Annotated in this window: 15 protein-coding genes; 3 read left to right on the top strand and 12 right to left on the bottom strand. The window is 53.0% G+C overall.

Annotated elements, in window-relative coordinates; translation table 11 throughout:
* Positions 1 to 15: 15 nt before the first annotated feature.
* The 4 genes from MKX51_RS30000 to MKX51_RS30015 all read right to left on the bottom strand — a co-directional run bounded on the left by MKX51_RS30000 (position 16) and on the right by MKX51_RS30015 (position 5,176).
* Positions 16 to 1,440, bottom strand: coding sequence for a hypothetical protein (locus MKX51_RS30000; protein WP_340994915.1), 1,425 nt, complete (start codon positions 1,438 to 1,440; stop codon positions 16 to 18).
* A 161-nt stretch (positions 1,441 to 1,601) separates the two neighbouring features.
* Positions 1,602 to 2,147, bottom strand: coding sequence for a hypothetical protein (locus MKX51_RS30005; protein ID WP_340994916.1), 546 nt, complete (start codon positions 2,145 to 2,147; stop codon positions 1,602 to 1,604).
* A 76-nt stretch (positions 2,148 to 2,223) separates the two neighbouring features.
* Positions 2,224 to 4,215 carry an FAD-dependent oxidoreductase gene (locus MKX51_RS30010; protein ID WP_340994917.1) on the bottom strand — a complete coding sequence of 664 codons (1,992 nt, stop codon included), beginning with the start codon at positions 4,213 to 4,215 and terminating at the stop codon, positions 2,224 to 2,226.
* A 121-nt stretch (positions 4,216 to 4,336) separates the two neighbouring features.
* On the bottom strand, positions 4,337 to 5,176 hold the full coding sequence (locus MKX51_RS30015; RefSeq protein ID WP_340994918.1) for a MerR family transcriptional regulator: 840 nt from the start codon (positions 5,174 to 5,176) through the stop codon (positions 4,337 to 4,339).
* 85 nt (positions 5,177 to 5,261) lie between these two features.
* Here MKX51_RS30015 and MKX51_RS30020 point away from each other — a divergent pair, with 85 nt between their 5' ends.
* Positions 5,262 to 6,485: a UvrB/UvrC motif-containing protein gene (locus MKX51_RS30020; RefSeq protein WP_340994919.1), complete on the top strand. Its 1,224-nt coding sequence runs from the start codon at positions 5,262 to 5,264 to the stop codon at positions 6,483 to 6,485.
* A gap of 21 nt (positions 6,486 to 6,506) precedes the next feature.
* Here MKX51_RS30020 and MKX51_RS30025 read toward each other — a convergent pair whose 3' ends face one another.
* Positions 6,507 to 6,800, bottom strand: a complete 294-nt coding sequence (locus MKX51_RS30025; RefSeq protein WP_340994920.1) for a hypothetical protein — start codon at positions 6,798 to 6,800, stop codon at positions 6,507 to 6,509.
* 592 nt (positions 6,801 to 7,392) lie between these two features.
* Between MKX51_RS30025 and MKX51_RS30030 the strand changes: the two genes are divergently transcribed.
* Positions 7,393 to 7,725 carry a sigma factor-like helix-turn-helix DNA-binding protein gene (locus tag MKX51_RS30030; protein WP_340946253.1) on the top strand — a complete coding sequence of 111 codons (333 nt, stop codon included), beginning with the start codon at positions 7,393 to 7,395 and terminating at the stop codon, positions 7,723 to 7,725.
* Positions 7,677 to 7,898: a hypothetical protein gene (locus MKX51_RS30035; protein WP_340946251.1), complete on the top strand. Its 222-nt coding sequence runs from the start codon at positions 7,677 to 7,679 to the stop codon at positions 7,896 to 7,898. Before MKX51_RS30030 ends, MKX51_RS30035 begins: the two co-directional genes overlap by 49 nt.
* 54 nt (positions 7,899 to 7,952) lie before the next feature.
* Here MKX51_RS30035 and MKX51_RS30040 read toward each other — a convergent pair whose 3' ends face one another.
* From MKX51_RS30040 to MKX51_RS30070, 7 genes are all read right to left on the bottom strand, one after another.
* A complete protein-coding gene (locus tag MKX51_RS30040) occupies positions 7,953 to 8,861 on the bottom strand; it encodes a copper amine oxidase N-terminal domain-containing protein (RefSeq protein ID WP_340946810.1) in 909 nt (302 codons plus the stop codon).
* A gap of 147 nt (positions 8,862 to 9,008) precedes the next feature.
* Positions 9,009 to 9,635, bottom strand: coding sequence for a hypothetical protein (locus MKX51_RS30045; RefSeq protein WP_340994921.1), 627 nt, complete (start codon positions 9,633 to 9,635; stop codon positions 9,009 to 9,011).
* A 338-nt stretch (positions 9,636 to 9,973) separates the two neighbouring features.
* The gene (locus MKX51_RS30050; protein ID WP_340946247.1) at positions 9,974 to 10,774 is read right to left on the bottom strand and encodes an ABC transporter ATP-binding protein; all 801 of its coding nucleotides are present in this window, start codon (positions 10,772 to 10,774) and stop codon (positions 9,974 to 9,976) included.
* Positions 10,774 to 11,805 carry a FecCD family ABC transporter permease gene (locus MKX51_RS30055; protein WP_340946245.1) on the bottom strand — a complete coding sequence of 344 codons (1,032 nt, stop codon included), beginning with the start codon at positions 11,803 to 11,805 and terminating at the stop codon, positions 10,774 to 10,776. Before MKX51_RS30055 ends, MKX51_RS30050 begins: the two co-directional genes overlap by 1 nt.
* A complete protein-coding gene (locus MKX51_RS30060; protein ID WP_340994922.1) occupies positions 11,802 to 12,842 on the bottom strand; it encodes a FecCD family ABC transporter permease in 1,041 nt (346 codons plus the stop codon). Before MKX51_RS30060 ends, MKX51_RS30055 begins: the two co-directional genes overlap by 4 nt.
* Positions 12,839 to 13,930, bottom strand: coding sequence for an iron-siderophore ABC transporter substrate-binding protein (locus MKX51_RS30065; RefSeq protein WP_340994923.1), 1,092 nt, complete (start codon positions 13,928 to 13,930; stop codon positions 12,839 to 12,841). Before MKX51_RS30065 ends, MKX51_RS30060 begins: the two co-directional genes overlap by 4 nt.
* Before the next feature lie 800 nt (positions 13,931 to 14,730).
* Positions 14,731 to 16,359, bottom strand: a complete 1,629-nt coding sequence (locus MKX51_RS30070; protein ID WP_340994924.1) for a copper amine oxidase N-terminal domain-containing protein — start codon at positions 16,357 to 16,359, stop codon at positions 14,731 to 14,733.
* Between the last annotated feature and the right edge of the window lie 86 nt (positions 16,360 to 16,445).

Here is a 16,445-nt window from a genome sequence, read left to right on the forward strand (position 1 = left end):
TACCTTAAGCGGCGCCTACACCAGGAACATGGCGACAATGGTCATTGCCGTAAGACCCAGCAGGACCGGCTTCAGATTGCGCCGGGCCAGCTCGAACGGGCTGACGCCGCAGATCGCAGCGGCGGGAATGAGCGCCCACGGGATCAGGGTGCCGCCGCCGACCCAGATGGCGGCCACCTGCCCAAGGGCGGTCAGCGTGGCCGCGCCGGAGTGGATCGCGGCGGCGAACAGCCCGGCAATCGAGCCGGCCAGCGAGATGCCGGAGAACCCGGAGCCGTCGAGGCCGGTGATCGCGCCGATTACCGTCAGCGTAACGGCTCCTACCGCGCCGTTCAGGGGCACGTGATTGGCCAGGGCCACGCCCAGGTCGTTCACGATGCCGTGCGAGCCGTCCGGCAGCACCTTGCCGAACAGCTCGGTGAAGGCGGCATCACCCAGATAGAAGAAGGCGGCAATCGGGATGACCGGCCCGAAGACCTTGAAGCCGAAGGTGAACCCTTCAATGAGATAGGCGGTAATCCTCTCTAGCCCCTGCCCCTGGCCGCGATGGGCCAGCAGGGTAACGGCAATCAGGATCAGCACAGCGGTTCCTCCGACCAGCGCGGTAGCATCGCCGCCTTGCAGGTGAAGCATGAACATGCCGATCACATCCAGCAGGAAGAGCAGCGGAATGGCGATCGCCAGCCCTTTGCGCAGACGTTCACTCAGGAGGACTGGCTGGTCATCCTCCGTCCCCGCATCAGCCAGCGGCTCTGCTGCTGCTACGGGTGAAGTGACCAGACCGTCTCTCCAGGTGCCGTTCCTCTGGTCTCTCTTCATCATCCAGAAGGCTGACACCGTGGTCACTACCCCCATTACGACCACCAGCGGAATACTGGCCTCCATCACGCTCGACACCGGAAGACCGGCGGCATCCGCCGTCAGCTTCGGAGCGCCTTGAATAATATAATCGCCGGAGAGGGCGATCCCGTGCCCGAACAGGTTCATAGCTACCGCTGCGCCCAGCGCAGGCAGGCCGACCCGGACCGCCACCGGCAGCAGAACGGCTCCGACCAGCGCTACCGCAGGGGACGGCCAGAAGAAGAACGAGGTCACCATCATAATCAGTCCGATTCCCCAGTAGGCCATCGCCGGTGTGCGCAGGAACCGGGTGAGCGGCGATACCATCGTCTCGTTGATGCCTGTTATAATCAGAATCCGGCTCATCGCCACGATAATAGAGATAATCATTATAGTGCCGAGCAGCTCCTTAGTCGCATAGACAAAAGAGTTAAAGATCCCCGACACCGACCCGCTAAGCGTCGCCGTTGCCAGCAGCCCGAGCGCCAAAATCCCGGTCACACAGATCATGGTTGTATCACGCCGCTTGATCAGCAGCGCCAGAATGAACACAATAAACACCAGATACACCCAATGAATCGCAGTAAGCTGGATACCCATTAGCCATGCGCCCCCTTTCCACTTACAAATAGCAAGCAGGTGCTATATGCTATGCAGGAGGATAGGCCATTGTTCGCTTCAGGGACGCGCAGGATCGTACAAAAAGACCCCTGTCTCCACAGCACATGGATTCAGGGATCTTATTTGCGGATTACACTCTGTTACCGGTGCCTGCCTGCTCTTCTGGCCCGGAGGAACGCAAGCTGCTTCAGTCTGTCCTGATCGTATAAGCTGCCCGCGATTTCCGGTTGCCCGGTATGTAGATGGGTAATCTCCTGCACTGCTGCTGGTCTGGAGAAGACAGGATGAAGGGTAGAAGTACCGTCCCTGTGAACGATCAGGCTATGACCGGACGAGGGGTGCGGCTCGCGCACATACTCGTCAAGGTAGCCATATACCTTACGTTGCATCACAGGATCTTTGCTCATCTGCTGCAGAATATTCGGAGCGATTACAAGCTCTCGCTGATCCCTCCGGTCTCCTGCATCAGTCTTCTTCCCCTTGCTGCCATCTTTGGCTACCGCCATAATGCGGACGGACAGACCGTACCTTGCCTTGATTCTGCGTGCCTGATCCTCAATTGCCGCTCCCACAGCCGCCATCATCTCCGGGAAGCTAAGCGGGGATGACCCGGCGGAAGTGTGGTCCGCCTGTTGCGGTGAGCGGGTCAGCGAAGCGGCGTTGATTCGTGATATGGGAATATACATCGGACGCTCCTCTTCTCGCGCGTAAAGTTCAGGACAACTATTTATCGGCAAAAAGAGGAAAATTACTTATAAAGGGCTATTCCTTAGCCAATGCGCCCGCAGCTGCATCCTCGCCGCCAAGCCGCCCGGAGGTGAAGGAGTATCCCAGTCCAACGCCGTTGCCTACATAGGTATCATTAAATAACACCCCTTCAGACTCCACGCCCACAGCATACAGTCCTTTGACCGGCAGACGCTTATCATTCAGCACCTGGAACTTGGTATTGACCAGCAGACCGCCTACTGAACAGAGGTTGTTGATCTCGGCAATAACGGCGTAATACGGCCCGCTGCTGCCCATAGGAATCAGATATTCCTTCGCCTTGCCGAACTCCGTATCGGTGCCCGTCTTCGCTGCTTCCTCATAGAGCTTGAACTCAGCGGCAAATACTTCAGGGTCCATCCCTGCATTCTTCGCCAGCTCCTCAAGTGTATTGCCCTTGAAGCCGTCGCCGTTCGCTACCATGGATTCGAAGACTTTGTCGGCATCCTTCCAAGGCTGGTCGAGCGTGAACTTCTCTGTATAGGAGGCATAGAATTCCGGCGGCATGCCCGGCAGCTTAGGTGCCTGAATCCCCTTCATCCCCTTGGACTTCAGGGCATCCAGCTGCGCCTGCGAGACAATAACCAGATGATAAGCTCCGTTAAAAGCACTGGTATTCGCCGCTGCAACCGCCGTCAGCGTCGCCGCCTCATCTCTGAATCTCGCGCCCGAAGGGCCTACATTCATCAGGGTTGGCAGGTAAGACAGCATCATCGGATAGCTGGCTTCAAACGGCTCATACTCCGTCTTCAGCTTATCTGTAGCTCTGGCCAGCGTCTGGTGAAGCATCTGCCCGCCGAAGTTGTCCGGCACCTTCGCGCCGATCTCCCAGGACATCTTCAGCCCTTCACCGATGTTCTGCCCAAGACCGCCGTTCACGCCTTCGAAGCCAAAGGCTTCCTTAACCATCTCTTTATTCCCGGCATATCCTCCGGTAGCCATCACAACGCTTGCCCCTGTAATCTCCAGGGTGGTTCCGTCAGACTTCTTGGCAACGACTCCGGTCACCTCTCCATTAGCGCCAGTCATCAGCTTCTGCGCGGTGGCCTCCGTGATCACCTGTCCGCCGCCCTTCTCTACGGATGCTGCAAGCATCTTGCGCAGCAGCTCCTGGCGTGTCTCATAAGGAGGCAGCATATGAAGCTGTTCCCCGGCGAAGTTCAGGAAGGTGGTGGTGTAGCCCTTGCCGGTCAGCCAGTCATAGGTCTCGCCCGACTTCGTAACGTATTGGCGGATTGCCGCCGCATCCACGCGCCAGTGATTGTTCACGATCCAGTCGGCAATCTCCTTCTCAACTTCTACTTTCAGCCCGCTGCTTAGCGCGGCCGAGGAGTTGTAGAATTTGCCCGCCCAGGACAGGTTGCTCGCGCCGCCGATCGTCGCTGTTTTCTCGATCAGGATCACCTTCGCGCCCTTATCCGCTGCCGATACCGCTGCCGATACTCCAGAGGCACCTGCTCCAACCACGACCACATCTGCGGACAGCTGCTCGGTCTTGCCTTCTCCCGATTTCACTACAGCCTTTGTTTTAAAAGCCTCCACATTGCCGCCCGCCTGCTTAAGCGCATCCTCCACAGCGGTCAGAATCGCCTTGCTGGACTCGGACGCACCGCTGACGGCATCAATATTCAGAGTCTGGCCGGATAGAATCTCCTCCTTGACCTTATTGATCGCCTCCACCCCGATTCCGGCGGTTTCGTTCTGGCTGACCACATTGATTCCGGTAATGACCGAATGATCGTCAAGCGTCACCTCAACCTGAATCTTGCCGTCCTTGCCTTCAGCTTCCGCTTTATAGATTCCGGCTTTGAAGCCTGCCGGTACAGCACTTGTATCCGCTGGCTGTGACGCCTGCGGCGAAGCGGACGGCTGCTCGGAAGCTGCCGGTGCGGCGGAATTATTACCGCTACAGCCGCTCAGGAGCGACAGGACCAATACCAGACATACGGTGAATAGGAACACTCGTTTTGTTGCTTGCTTACGCATTAATTTCTCCCCCTGTGTGGTTAATGCAGTCCCGTTTCTCTCTAATAGGACTGCTGACTACCGCACAAAGTGTAAACCTTGGTACTGTACCAAGGTCAATGGACAATATGTGAAACTTTTCTCAAAGTAGGGGAGACGCTTCCTCCGGTTCAACCGGAATATTAATCTCCAGATACGTTTTGCTGCCGTTACCCGTGCGCTCAGTGAATAGAATTTTACCGCTGATATCCCCGCTAATCTTATAATTCCTTGCCTCCACATATTCCAGCATGAATCCGAAGGCATCCCGCTCCAGGTAATCCTCCTGGCCGCTGACAATGACGGCAGAGATGCAGGTAGCCGGCTCCAGAACCTCCACACTGTCATTCAGGCAGACCCCGAGCTTCACCTGATCCTCCGCAAGCAGGCCAAGTCCCCAGCTATACTCCAGATCCCCTGGTCCACAGACGTATTCGCCCGCCTTATGCTCAACCCGGAAGGAATAAAAGGTGAACGGCAGCAGCTCCATCCACGCCTGAACCGTGTCTTTGAGCTCCTCCTTTTGCAGCAAATGATTCTTGTTCGTCTGCTGAATCCGGTACATGCGCGGCACCTGCTTCATCTTGCACGTATACAGGGATGCGCTGACCTGCGCCAGCTCCGCCTGAATCTCCTGAATCTTGCCGAGCAGCAGCGTGCTGCGCCGGATCTCCTCCTCCAGCTGCATACCCGCAGCGGCAATCGACTCCACCACTTGCTCACACGGCGCGTCCTTGATCAGCCCGGCTACATCCTGAAGCGGGATCTGCATGCTCCGGTACCATCTGCTCGTCAATAGATTCCGCGCATCCAGATCGTTGAAATACCTGTAATTATTATGATGATCCTTCATTGGCCGGACAATATCATGTTTCTCATATAACCGCAGTGTATCTGCCGTCACTCCCAGAATGGATGCAAATTCACCGATTGAATACTTCATCAGCAGCCCCCCAGCTTACTTGATCGCATACGCTCATGCCTATGATTCATGTAATTAATGATAGAGGGTTATACCGGGAGACATTGTGGATTATGTCACACCGCTTCTGCCGGAGGACCGGGAGGAGCTTTTCCTGTCGCAGGTGACGGCGGCATGGTCTATACTTGAAAGATACGGAAGAAACTCACGAACGGAGGCGGCTGCCATGCCCGCAAAGCTAACAGACAAGGTCGCTGACCTGCCCTTGACGCCTGGCGTATATCTAATGAAGGACGGCCTGGGTCATGTGATTTATGTCGGTAAGGCGAAGCAGCTAAGGAAGCGGGTCCAGTCTTATTTTTATAATAATAAGGGACATTCGCCCAAGGTGAAGCAGCTCGTTAAGCATATCCGCGATCTGGACTACCGGTTGACCGATACAGAGCTGGAGGCCTTCATGCTGGAATGCCAGCTGATCAAAGAGATCAAGCCGATGTATAACCGCAAAATGAAAAATCCGCTCGCCTACAGCTATATTTCCATCGTGGACAAAGCGCCTTACCGGCAGATTGAGATCGGCTATGAGCCAAGTACAGAGGCGGGCGGCCTCGTCTACGGCCCTTATACCAGCCGGAGTACGGTGGAGAGAGCGGTGCTGGGCATCAAAGAATCGCAGCGCATTCTGTGCAGCAGCCCCCATTCCCGCAGCTCCCGCTGCCTGAACCATTCGCTGGGCCTATGCATCGGCATGTGCGGAGGCGGGGAGGCAGCTGTGGCACAGTATGAAGCCGTTATAGAAGAGATCATTTGCCTGCTGGAAGGCAGAGACAGCGTAATTGTAACCGGACTGGAAGCCCGGATGGAGGAAGCTGCGCTGCGGTTCGACTTCGAGACCGCTGCCAAGTTCCGCGATTATCTGGGGGCGGTTCACTCGCTGCTGCAGAAGGAGCAAGTGATCGAATTCACCGGAGCAAACAAGAATATTATCGTGCTGGAGCCGGTGGACGCGCAGTCCCATAAGCTGATCCTCATCAAGGGCAGCGTGATCCTCTACCGCACCCTGCTGGCAACGGAAGCCCTGAACGAAGGGCTGCTCACCGGGAGGATCGCTGCATCCGCCCGTGAGGTCTTCCACAGCAGCAGCCAGACCGCCGCTACGGAAGAGATGAGCCGCCACAAGATCGACGAGGCACAGATCATCTACAGCTACCTCAAGAACAGCTCCAGCCATTATCTTCTCGTCCCGCCGGAGTGGCTGGAGAATGAGGAGGTGACAGGGTTAGAGGAAGGGATAGCGGAACTGGTTCAGTCTTCTGTCTTGGGTACATAGCAATTGACTCTGCATCCCCACTTAATACACCGCCTGCGGCGCAAACCGCCCGGTGCCTTTTAACGTATAGTCATAGAATTCAAGAATTAGCCTGTTCATGGTCTCAATACAGTAATACTTATCGATATCCGCCTGCCCGCGCTGCAGCATATTCGCAAGGATGGGGGAGAACAGCGGCAGATCAGTCAAGCTCAAGTGCTTGGCTCCCTGATTTAGCAGCCTTTTCCACACCCGGGTTGAATGTCTGGACGGTCTCACGCCTGTCTTCTTGCGGACCAGATCAACCGAGCCTTTCAGCGTAAAAATAAACAGCAATGCCGCCAGTATTCCCCAACTGAACCTCCAATCCATAACGGGGGCAGTGTCAGTATAACGAATACGATAAACAGGGTAATTCTAATTTAGGATTAGAATTACCCTGTTTATCGTAGGTTTGAGCCTAACGTTGAGATGGAGCTTATCTCTATCTCAACGTTTTTTGTTGGAAATTGCGATCAAGATGTGAAAGAGCTGGAGGCGCATCGAGTCATCATGTGTCGTCCTCTCTCTTTGAGGGCTTTATTTTATCCGGAAGGGCCTGAATCGCTTGAACGAGCTGGGCGAGTGACTGATCCAAGTGATCCAGTCTCTCAACAATGGTTTGCAATACATAGTGAATCAAGATGAAACATAGTGTGACCGGAAATCCGACGTTCGTAACCAAGGATATCAAATCAGTAGGAGACATCGAGAACCTCCTCCTTTCTACATAGTGTCTCTGGATTCTACAAATAGGGAAATTTTTGATATGGATATACAACCAAATATGATAAGATATAGGAACACAAGTTCGTATTTTGGTTGTGAAACACCTCCTAAATTTTCCCTCTAAGTAGAAAGATATTTGTACCAAGGAGGTAGGTTGAGGATGGAGCAGCAAATAATACAACGCTATCGCCGGGAAGTGTATCGGATTGGCTGGCGCTTGCAATATCGGAGCAAAAAAATCTATCGCAATGAGTGTGGCTTTTTGGATATCAACCCTATTCAGAAGGATGAAGCAGAGGACATAATTAACCGGTTATCCATAGAGCAATTGTTGGACACGCTGCCGGCCAAAGGAAAGATGATCTTGCAAAAGCTGTACTTGCAAGAGTTGACAGAAGCCGAGGTCGCTGCGCAGCTGCACATGAGTCAACAGGGGGTTAACAAATGGAAACGAAGAATGATACAGCAGCTATCACAGACTGTGAATTTGTAGAGCTACTGCAGGCGGCCAAACAGCAGCAGCCCGAAGCCATACTAAAAATAATCGAATTGTTCCAGGAGGATATTGAAACCGTCAGTCAACGTATCCGCATCCCGCGAGAAGATGCAGTTTCTCATATTGTGACGGAGCTGTTGGCTTATATTCAAAGAAACAACATCTCATAAAGAAGCGGGCAACGCCTGATAAGTGGCGCTGCCCGCTATGTTTATGGGAATGCTTTAGGACTTGTTTTCTTCCGGAATGTCGAAGAACTGATTCAGATTCATTTCCTTTGTCCCCAGGGTAGTGACCTCACCGTTAGTCTCAACGAATCCATAATCCGATTGTCCGACATGCCCCTTGAAGTGGAAAAAGAAGACACGACTCGTGATTTTTGGAAGTACGCCATCCTGGTCGGTGATTTTTCGGGGCAAAAAGAACAGGCCACTTGAACCTGAATCTGATTTAAAGGTGGCTGTCCATTTTTCTTCGCTATGGTTCCCCGAAACTTCGTAGTATGAAATGCTATTACCCCCAGTCAAGAAAAATTGATCTGCTCTTCCTTCCGGGAAATAATAATTTTGATTTCCTCCAACTTCACTAGGGATAAATTTCAAGGCCTTTAATGAACTCACCATTGGAAATTTCAGCGCTGCACTCCGAGCTTCAGCCAGGCTGGACGAAGCCAATTGTTCCTTCAGCTCTTCACCGGATTGTGCGACGAATACCATTCGTTGTTTAGGATTCCACAGGACATATGCCCCCGTGGATTCTGCGATAAAGCGTAACGGTACAATCACACGCCCTTGTTTAAGGGTCGAGGCCGCTTCCAGCTTCACTTCTTTATTCCCGACCTTTGCTGTTTTTTGGCCCGCTACCAAGGTGGTGGTTGCCCCGTCCCGGGTAATGGTGACGGTCTTGGATGCGTTATTCCATTGTATCGAGCTGCCAGGTATTTTTTGGGCTAATTGCAAGGGCACCATAGTCGTACCACTAGTGATATAAGGGGCTACATCCGTATTTGCGTAAAGGCCGTTGATACTAATTTTGATTGCTGTAGAAGCTGCGGAAGCCGTTCCTGCAGATATGGCGCTTCCCGCGATCAGCAGGGACGCAGCGAGACACCCAACAAATGATCTTTTTAACATTTTTTTCACGTTATCACATCCTCCTTGTTCCATTTATTGTATTCACTCCCTGTAATGTAGACGCAAATATATCCAAAATGTTACTAAAAACAAAGAAGAAACTTCTTAAAAGAAGTTTCTTCTTTGTTTTTAGTATGACTGCTCCGGTTAGGCAGGGTCAAGCTTGGTGATAAGCGGAGCGAAGTTATAGATGGTGAATTTGGCGGCGCTATTGGGGTCAGCAGGATTTTCCTCTGTGCTGACTACTACGCGGTTAGTGGTAGATAGATTGTCCGTCCATGTATTGTAAATCGCTCCTGCGACATCCATCCGCAGCTGGGTTTGTGAAAAGCTGGCTTGGCTGTACGAGCTGCCGCCCTGATCCTCAACACCGTGAATCATTTTGACTTTGTTGTAGGTGCCCAGCAGGTTTTGGGTAAGTCCAACGTTAACGTTATCCGTCCAAGGCAGGGCAGAACCGTTTACATACAAAGTTGCCCGATTCGTCGCGTAGTTGTATACCAGCTTCAAATCTACGGTTTGACCTTTGCCCAGACTGGCTACCGGGTTGGATTGAAAATACGTCGAGTTGTTATTGTAGGACGAACCAAGGAAAACTTTGAATCCTGCGGAGGAATACGATATGCCGGCTTCAATAGCCGCATCTCCAATGCCCAGGTACCAATCGACATACCCATTGACCAAGTTGATGGTCGTAGGCAAAATGAGTTTGGTTGTCACTCCTGTATAAGAGGCTGATTTTGTAAGTGTTCTTACTGCACCATGTCTAAGCATAATTTTTCTCTCCTTATTTGTATGAGTTGAGTAGCTTGGAAGCTGGCGCGCCGTTTTGCTTCTCATCTATAAGGGAGAATTTTGAGAGGAATCTACTACCTTTTTTCTTTTTTTGTGGTTAAACAACAAATAATTCAGAAGAGCAATACCAAATAGGATCATCATATTCTCATAATATAAATGGCCGTATCTTACCAGCCACTTGGTTCCATATGATTTAGGCGAAGTTACGGTTACATTAACGCGGATTAATTTTAAACGATGCTCAGGAGCATGTATTTATCATCAGAAAAAAAGCCATCCGCCAGATACTCCGGTACGGACAGCCTTGTGTACGCTTAGTTGTTATGATACCGCCCTCTAGGCACGACCAGCGGGGAACCGGAGACCGGGTCAGGAATGACTGTGCTATCCAGTCCGAAGATCTCTTTAACCCGCAGGCTTGTGATGACCTCTGCGGGCGAGCCCTCGGCAACCAGCCGACCGGAATGCAGCGCAAAGATATGGTCGGCATACCGGGCGGACAGGTTGATATCATGCAGGACCATCACAATGGTGGTTCCGTGCTTGCGGTTCAGATCGGTGAGCAGGTCCAGAATCTCCACCTGGTAGGTGATATCCAGGAAGGTGGTCGGCTCATCCAGGAACAGGATATCGGTCTGCTGGGCCAGGGCCATCGCAATCCAGACCCGCTGCTGCTGGCCGCCTGAGAGCTCATCGATATTACGGTTAGCGAACTCTGTGATATTCATAATCTCCATCGCTTCGGCCACGGCTTCGTAATCCTTCCGGGACCAGCCCCCAAGCAAGGACTGGTGCGGGAATCTGCCGCGTCCCACCAGATCGGCAACCGATATTCCTTCCGGCACAATCGGGGATTGCGGCAGCAGCCCGATGACCCGGGCCAGCGCTTTGGCCGGAATCTGCGAGATCGGCTTGCCGTCCAGCGTCACCTGGCCTGCGGTATGCTTGATCAGCCTGGCCATGGTTTTGAGCAGGGTGGATTTCCCGCAGCCGTTCGCGCCGATAATGACGCTGATCTGATGATCCGGGATCACCAGGTCTATCCCATGAATAATCGTCTTATTCTCATAGCCCGCTATCAACTGCTCAGCTCCAAACACATGTGCCTTGTTCATTATAATTCTCCCTTTCGATTCATGCGGATTAACAGGAAGATCAGGTAAGGCGCTCCGAGTAATCCGGTAATGATGCCTACAGGGAATCTGTACTCAAAAGCAAATTGTCCAATCAGATCAGACGCCAGGACCAGATTCACACCGACCAGACCTGCGGGTATGATGCTGGAGGCACCTGTACCTACCAGTCTTTTGGCAATCGGCCCTGACAGGAAGGAGACAAACGCAATAGGTCCAGTAGTAGCCGTAGCAATCGCCACCATGAAGACAGAGCTGACAATCAGTGCAATTCGGGTCCGGTCTGTGCGGACTCCAAGCGAGGTAGCCGACTGCTCCCCCAGCTCCAGAATACTCAGATGCTTGCCCAGCAGGATGATGATAGGCGAACAGATCAGCACGATGATCACCAGCGGCGGAAGCTCGCGCATCTGTGAGCCGTTGAGACTGCCGGTCAGCCAGCGGACCGCTGAAGGGATGTCCTTCTCGGAGCCGATCAGCAGCAGGTAGGAGATCACGGCATCCAGCATCGCCTGAAGACCAATCCCGATCAGAATTAACCGCCCGATGGAGAAGGTTCTTCCCCTGGAGAGCACATAGATCAGCAGCACGGTGGCAAGGCCAGCGATTACCGAAGCAACAGAGACTACAGCTCCGCTGGCTTGAAGGATCACGATGCAGTATACCGCTGCCGCACTAGATCCTGAGGTAATGCCAATCACATTCGGGTTCGCCAGCGGATTGCGCAGCATCGTCTGGAAGGTGTACCCGGCAATCCCGAAGGCGAATCCGGCAAAAAGACCCGCCAGCATCCTCGGCAGCCGGATCACATTCACGGCGAAGGAGACGCCCTTCAGCTCTTCCCCGGAGAGTGCGCGCAGCACATCGGCAATCGGATAGACGGTATTGCCGAGCAGCAGCATGGCGCAGCAGAGCCCTACGGCAAGTACTGCAAGCAGGCTGGTAACAATCAGGCCGCGGCGGTGTCGCTGACGTCTGCCCGCCATAATAAATTCAATCGTTTCATTTCTCATAAGGATCGCACTTTCGACTTCATCGCTAATAGAATCAGGATCGGTGCCCCTACGAAGGCTGTAACTACACCGACTTCAAGCTCTCCGGGGCTGCCGATCAGCCGCCCGCCTACATCGGAGATTGTCAGAATAATCGCCCCGGTGACCGCTGACATCGGGATCACGAACCGCAGGTCCGAACCGAGGATCAGACGGATCACATGAGTGGACAAAAGGCCGATGAACCCGATAGGCCCGGCCAGGGCCGTCACAGCTCCGCATAACAATACCCCTGCCAGCGCGGCGATAAGCCGCAGTGTCCCTGTGCGGACCCCGAGGCCTGTCGCCACATCATCGCCCAGGGCCAGCGCATTCAGGGCCGGAGCTGTAAGGAAGGCAATCAGCATGCCGATCATCAGGAACGGAATGAAGGTTGTAATGCCGCTCCAGGTCCCCGCACCCACGCTGCCCACCTGCCAGAACCGGAACTGGTCCATGACGTAAGCGCGCGGAATCATGATGGCAGTGACCAGAGAGGACAGAGCTGCGCTGATCGCAGCACCCGCCAGAACGAGCTTAATGGGCGTGGCTCCGCCACGCCCCATCGAGCCGATTCCGAATACGAAGACCGCTGTAATTGCAGCTCCGGCTAAGGCTAACCATATATATTGGCCCGCAGTGCTTATGTTCAGGAAAGCAATTCCGCAGACCACGAACAAGGAGGCTCCCGTGTTCACCCCAAGGATGCTGGGATCGGCAATCGGGTTGCGGGTCACCGCCTGCATTAAGGCTCCCGATACACCTAGCGCCCCGCCGCACATCAGGCTGAACACCGTCCGGGAGATCCGCTTGCGCACCACATTTGCCCCATAGCTGTCCACCTCTGGACGGAAAAGCCCGTCAATCAGCTCATTCCAGCCTACATGACGGGCTCCCAGTACAAGTGACGCAATGATGCACAGGACCAGCAGGACCATGCAGCTCATCAGCACCAGGATGAAATTCTTCGGCATATGCAATTTTAGCTTATTGTTGTCCGAGACCGGTGAACTCATCATTTTATTTTATCAATAGCTCCCCCAATTAAGGCAAGGTATTCATCAATGGTGTACGCAATGGACAGCGGATTCGGTGTTCCGGCAGCAACCAGCGGAGTATCACTGTCGATAAAAGCTACCGATCCCCGTTCAATGGCCGGGATTTTGCCGATCAGTGAATCTGCCTGAAGCGTCTTAAGCAATTCGGCATTTCCATAACCTACGATCAGATCTGCATCATACAGGGCTTCCACATTCTCGGAGCTTAAGCTGAGCGAATAGCTGGTAGGGTCTGTAATCTGTTTGGTAATGCTCTCGGGATAGATCATCCCCAGCTCATACAGGAATGCGACCCGGGAGTCCACAGGTGTATAAATATGCAGTTTCGACAAATCCTCAGCGGAGAAATTGACCCAGACTACTTTTTTGCCGGCAATCTGCGGATATTTGCTCAGCTTGTCCTTAACCAGGGCTTCGGTGTCCTTGATGAGCTGCTCGCCTTCAGGCTTCATGCCCATGCCTTCTGCGTTCAGCAGCACCTGCTCACGCCATGTTGTAGCCCAAGCAGCTGTCGGGTAAGCTACCACTGGAGCGATCTGGCTCAGTGTCTCATAGTCTTCCTTCGTTAGGCCAGAGTACGCAGCCAGAATAACATCAGGATCGGCGTCTGAGATCGCCTCGAAATCAAGACCATCGGTATCCTGGAATACATTCGGATCGGTTACATTCAGCTCCTTGAGCTTATCTGCAGTCCAAGGCAGCAGTCCGCTGCCATCCTGCACGCCGAAGTTCGCAGCCGAGAAGCCTACAGGGACAACGCCCAAGGCCAGAGCCACATCATGGTTAGCCCACTGCACAGTAACTACGCGTTCCGGCTTGCTCTTAATTACAGCTTCACCAAGCGCATGCTTGATGGTAATCGGATAGGTCACAGCATCCTGCGCCGCTGGTGCTTCTGTGCTTGCCGCTTCGCTGGTTGCAGCTGCTGCCGGTGCAGGGGAAGGTGAAGCTGCTGAATTCGGCTGGTTGGACGAGCAGCCTGCCAGCACTATAGTTAGCGCTAATGGAATGAATAATGTCTTGAAAGAGAACTTTTTGGTACGGTTCATGTGTGGACCCTTCCTTATCTGAATATGGTTTTGGTCGATCTTATACTGTGGCTTATCCGGCAATATGACATCATGCAATTTTATACGATAATGAGAATCATTATCGATAAATATATAGGGGCTGGGGCAGGTTGTCAATGTAAAATTTGGATTCCGCCCGCAAACCTCAGCAAAATGCCCGATGGTAATTTTCGGATTACAAAAAACCTTTTTAAAAAGTGGGCTAAAGGGCGCTGTTGGTGGTCGGGGCGGGATTAGGATCGTTGGTTGGGATAGTAGTAGCTGTGGTGGTGGCTGGTGGTATTGGGGTGGATGATGGGGCTTATGAGCTTATAGGCTGATTGCTGGTGATAATGTGCGGATGGTGATAGTTGCTAACGTAATGGTGTGGCTCCGGTGAACGGCATTGATTATAAGGTAACCACCTTCCCGCCTCCAGCCCACTTTCCAAGAATTCAGGGTCCTTTGCTCCTCAGTTCTGCCACCCTGACCGCCTGTACCAAATTTAGCGGGATTTATCCCTTTGATCTCCTCACACCAACCGCTTTAACCATATTTAATGGGATTTATCCCTTTTATCCCCTTGCAACGAGCACGTTTCACCTGAATTAATGGGATTTATCCCTCTGCTTGTCCGATATAGCCAACCTCCGCCTAATTTAATAGTATTTATCCCTTTGAATACTCATTCTACGTGTACATTAAAAAAAGCCCCACAAACAACCGCCCTTTATAGTGGGCCGCTTGTGGGGAAGTCTGGGGGGAGAACAGAAAGGTTAGCTAAGTTAGCTTACTTACAATTACATGCTCTTGGTCAGTGTAATGGATTGATCCGCTTTACCCCATTGTACGTTCCAGCCCAGTAATTCGGTGATGAAACGAAGGGGAACTACGGTTCTGTTATCGTCGTTCACAAAGACCTTGGCGCCGACGGATTTCCTCATGCCGTTGACTTCCATGAAGTCTTTGTTCATCCAGAATACCAGGGTGTCGCTGCCTGCGGTAATAGTAACCTGCTGCGCCTGCTTATCCCATTTCACTTCTGCCCCGATGCCTTCACTCAGGTAGCGAAGCGGGATATAGGTCATTCCGCTCCAGATGAACGGCTTGGTATCCATTTGAGTTACTTGTCCGTTAATGTTCAGGACGCCGCTGCCCACCTTCATCCAGACTTTCATCATGGAAGCAGGAGCTGCTGGTGTTGCAGGTGCGGGTGCTGCTGCATCCTGGAACTTATCGTTGAACTGCGTAACAATCGCATTGCCCAGCGCTTGGCCTACCCCGAACATCGTCTTGTAGCCCTCGCGGTTCGTCTTGTACGATGCGTCATAGTTGCCCGCTGCATATTGCGTAAGCACCTGCTGCACTTGATTCTCGTGGGTGGTCAGTGCGGATTGCCCCGCCGACTTCGGCAGGTTGCCTGTTGTAGCCGAATCAAGGAAGGCTGCAAATTCAGTGGTGAAGCCTGCGATACGCGCTTCGACTGCTGCTTTTGCCGCTGCATCATTGTTCTTCACTGCCGCTGTGAAATCAGCCTGGGCATTCACATGATTCGTGACCCAGATCTTCTCGAAAGCCGCTGCCCCGTCTGCACCATAGATGGAGGCAATCGCTGCTTTGAAGTCGGCCGTATTCATGGCTTCGGCTCCAATCAGCGCACTGGAAGCGGCTCTTCCGTCATATTGCTCCTGCATTTGCAGGACGGACAGGGCGAAGTGTTCACCCGCTAACTGGTTGAGTGCGGATCTCAGATCAGCAGCCTTGGTATCTGCCTTGGTATTCTCAAATTTAGCAGGCATTTGCGTAGTAATTGCACTGGACAAGGCCTTGCTGATGCCGAACATCTCAGCATACCCCTTACGGTAGGCTTCATAAGCGCCCTTGTAATCGCCGGCTGCATAATCCTCGAACACTTCCTGGACATGGTTCTCATGACTGCGGATAACCTGCTTCGCGGCTGCGGCCGGAAGCTTGCCCTCTGTTGCCGTGCCGAGGAAATTCCCGAATTCGTCTACAAAACCGCTTACTTTATCTTCTGCAGCTTTGACGGCTGCGGTGTCCTTGTTCTTCGTCGCCTTCACCAGATCGTCGGTGTACTTGTTATGAGCGCGGAAAATCCGTCCAAATTCAGCTGCACCTGCATCACCGTACAGTGAAGCAATGGCGGGCTGCATATCGAGCGCGTTCTGATCAAGCGCCTGGTAGGCTGCTGCCGCATCCTTGGTCTCGTCATAGGCCTTCGTCATTGCGGTTACGGCAAGGGTGAAATGCTCGGAGAGCAAATAATCCAGGCCCGCTCTCAGCTCAGCTGCCGGTGTATTCACCGAAGCCTTCATCATTGTGGCTGCAGTGGCTGCCTCCGCACCTGCCAGCGCAGGTACCATTAGGGTCAAGCTTAACATGGGAACGACTAGCTTCTTCATCTTCATCTCACTTCACTCCTTGGGTTGGTGTAATATATGGTGTTCACGTTTCCTGTCTGCCTGTTTGCCTGTACATACACTGAAACGCAGGG

The sequence above is a fragment of the Paenibacillus sp. FSL M7-0420 genome (assembly GCF_038002345.1).
GTDB lineage: Bacteria > Bacillota > Bacilli > Paenibacillales > Paenibacillaceae > Paenibacillus_AQ.

Bases quoted from the DNA above. Each gene is read 5' to 3' on its own strand.
- MKX51_RS30050 (WP_340946247.1), bottom strand. From the start codon at position 10,774: ATGAACAAGGCACATGTGTTTGGAGCTGAGCAGTTGATAGCGGGCTAT.
- MKX51_RS30005 (WP_340994916.1), bottom strand. From the start codon at position 2,147: ATGTATATTCCCATATCACGAATCAACGCCGCTTCGCTGACCCGCTCA.
- MKX51_RS30045 (WP_340994921.1), bottom strand. From the start codon at position 9,635: ATGCTTAGACATGGTGCAGTAAGAACACTTACAAAATCAGCCTCTTAT.
- MKX51_RS30015 (WP_340994918.1), bottom strand. From the start codon at position 5,176: ATGAAGTATTCAATCGGTGAATTTGCATCCATTCTGGGAGTGACGGCA.
- MKX51_RS30010 (WP_340994917.1), bottom strand. From the start codon at position 4,215: ATGCGTAAGCAAGCAACAAAACGAGTGTTCCTATTCACCGTATGTCTG.
- MKX51_RS30000 (WP_340994915.1), bottom strand. From the start codon at position 1,440: ATGGGTATCCAGCTTACTGCGATTCATTGGGTGTATCTGGTGTTTATT.
- MKX51_RS30060 (WP_340994922.1), bottom strand. From the start codon at position 12,842: ATGATGAGTTCACCGGTCTCGGACAACAATAAGCTAAAATTGCATATG.
- MKX51_RS30040 (WP_340946810.1), bottom strand. From the start codon at position 8,861: ATGTTAAAAAGATCATTTGTTGGGTGTCTCGCTGCGTCCCTGCTGATC.
- MKX51_RS30065 (WP_340994923.1), bottom strand. From the start codon at position 13,930: ATGAACCGTACCAAAAAGTTCTCTTTCAAGACATTATTCATTCCATTA.
- MKX51_RS30035 (WP_340946251.1), top strand. From the start codon at position 7,677: ATGGAAACGAAGAATGATACAGCAGCTATCACAGACTGTGAATTTGTA.
- MKX51_RS30055 (WP_340946245.1), bottom strand. From the start codon at position 11,805: ATGAGAAATGAAACGATTGAATTTATTATGGCGGGCAGACGTCAGCGA.
- MKX51_RS30070 (WP_340994924.1), bottom strand. From the start codon at position 16,359: ATGAAGATGAAGAAGCTAGTCGTTCCCATGTTAAGCTTGACCCTAATG.
- MKX51_RS30030 (WP_340946253.1), top strand. From the start codon at position 7,393: ATGGAGCAGCAAATAATACAACGCTATCGCCGGGAAGTGTATCGGATT.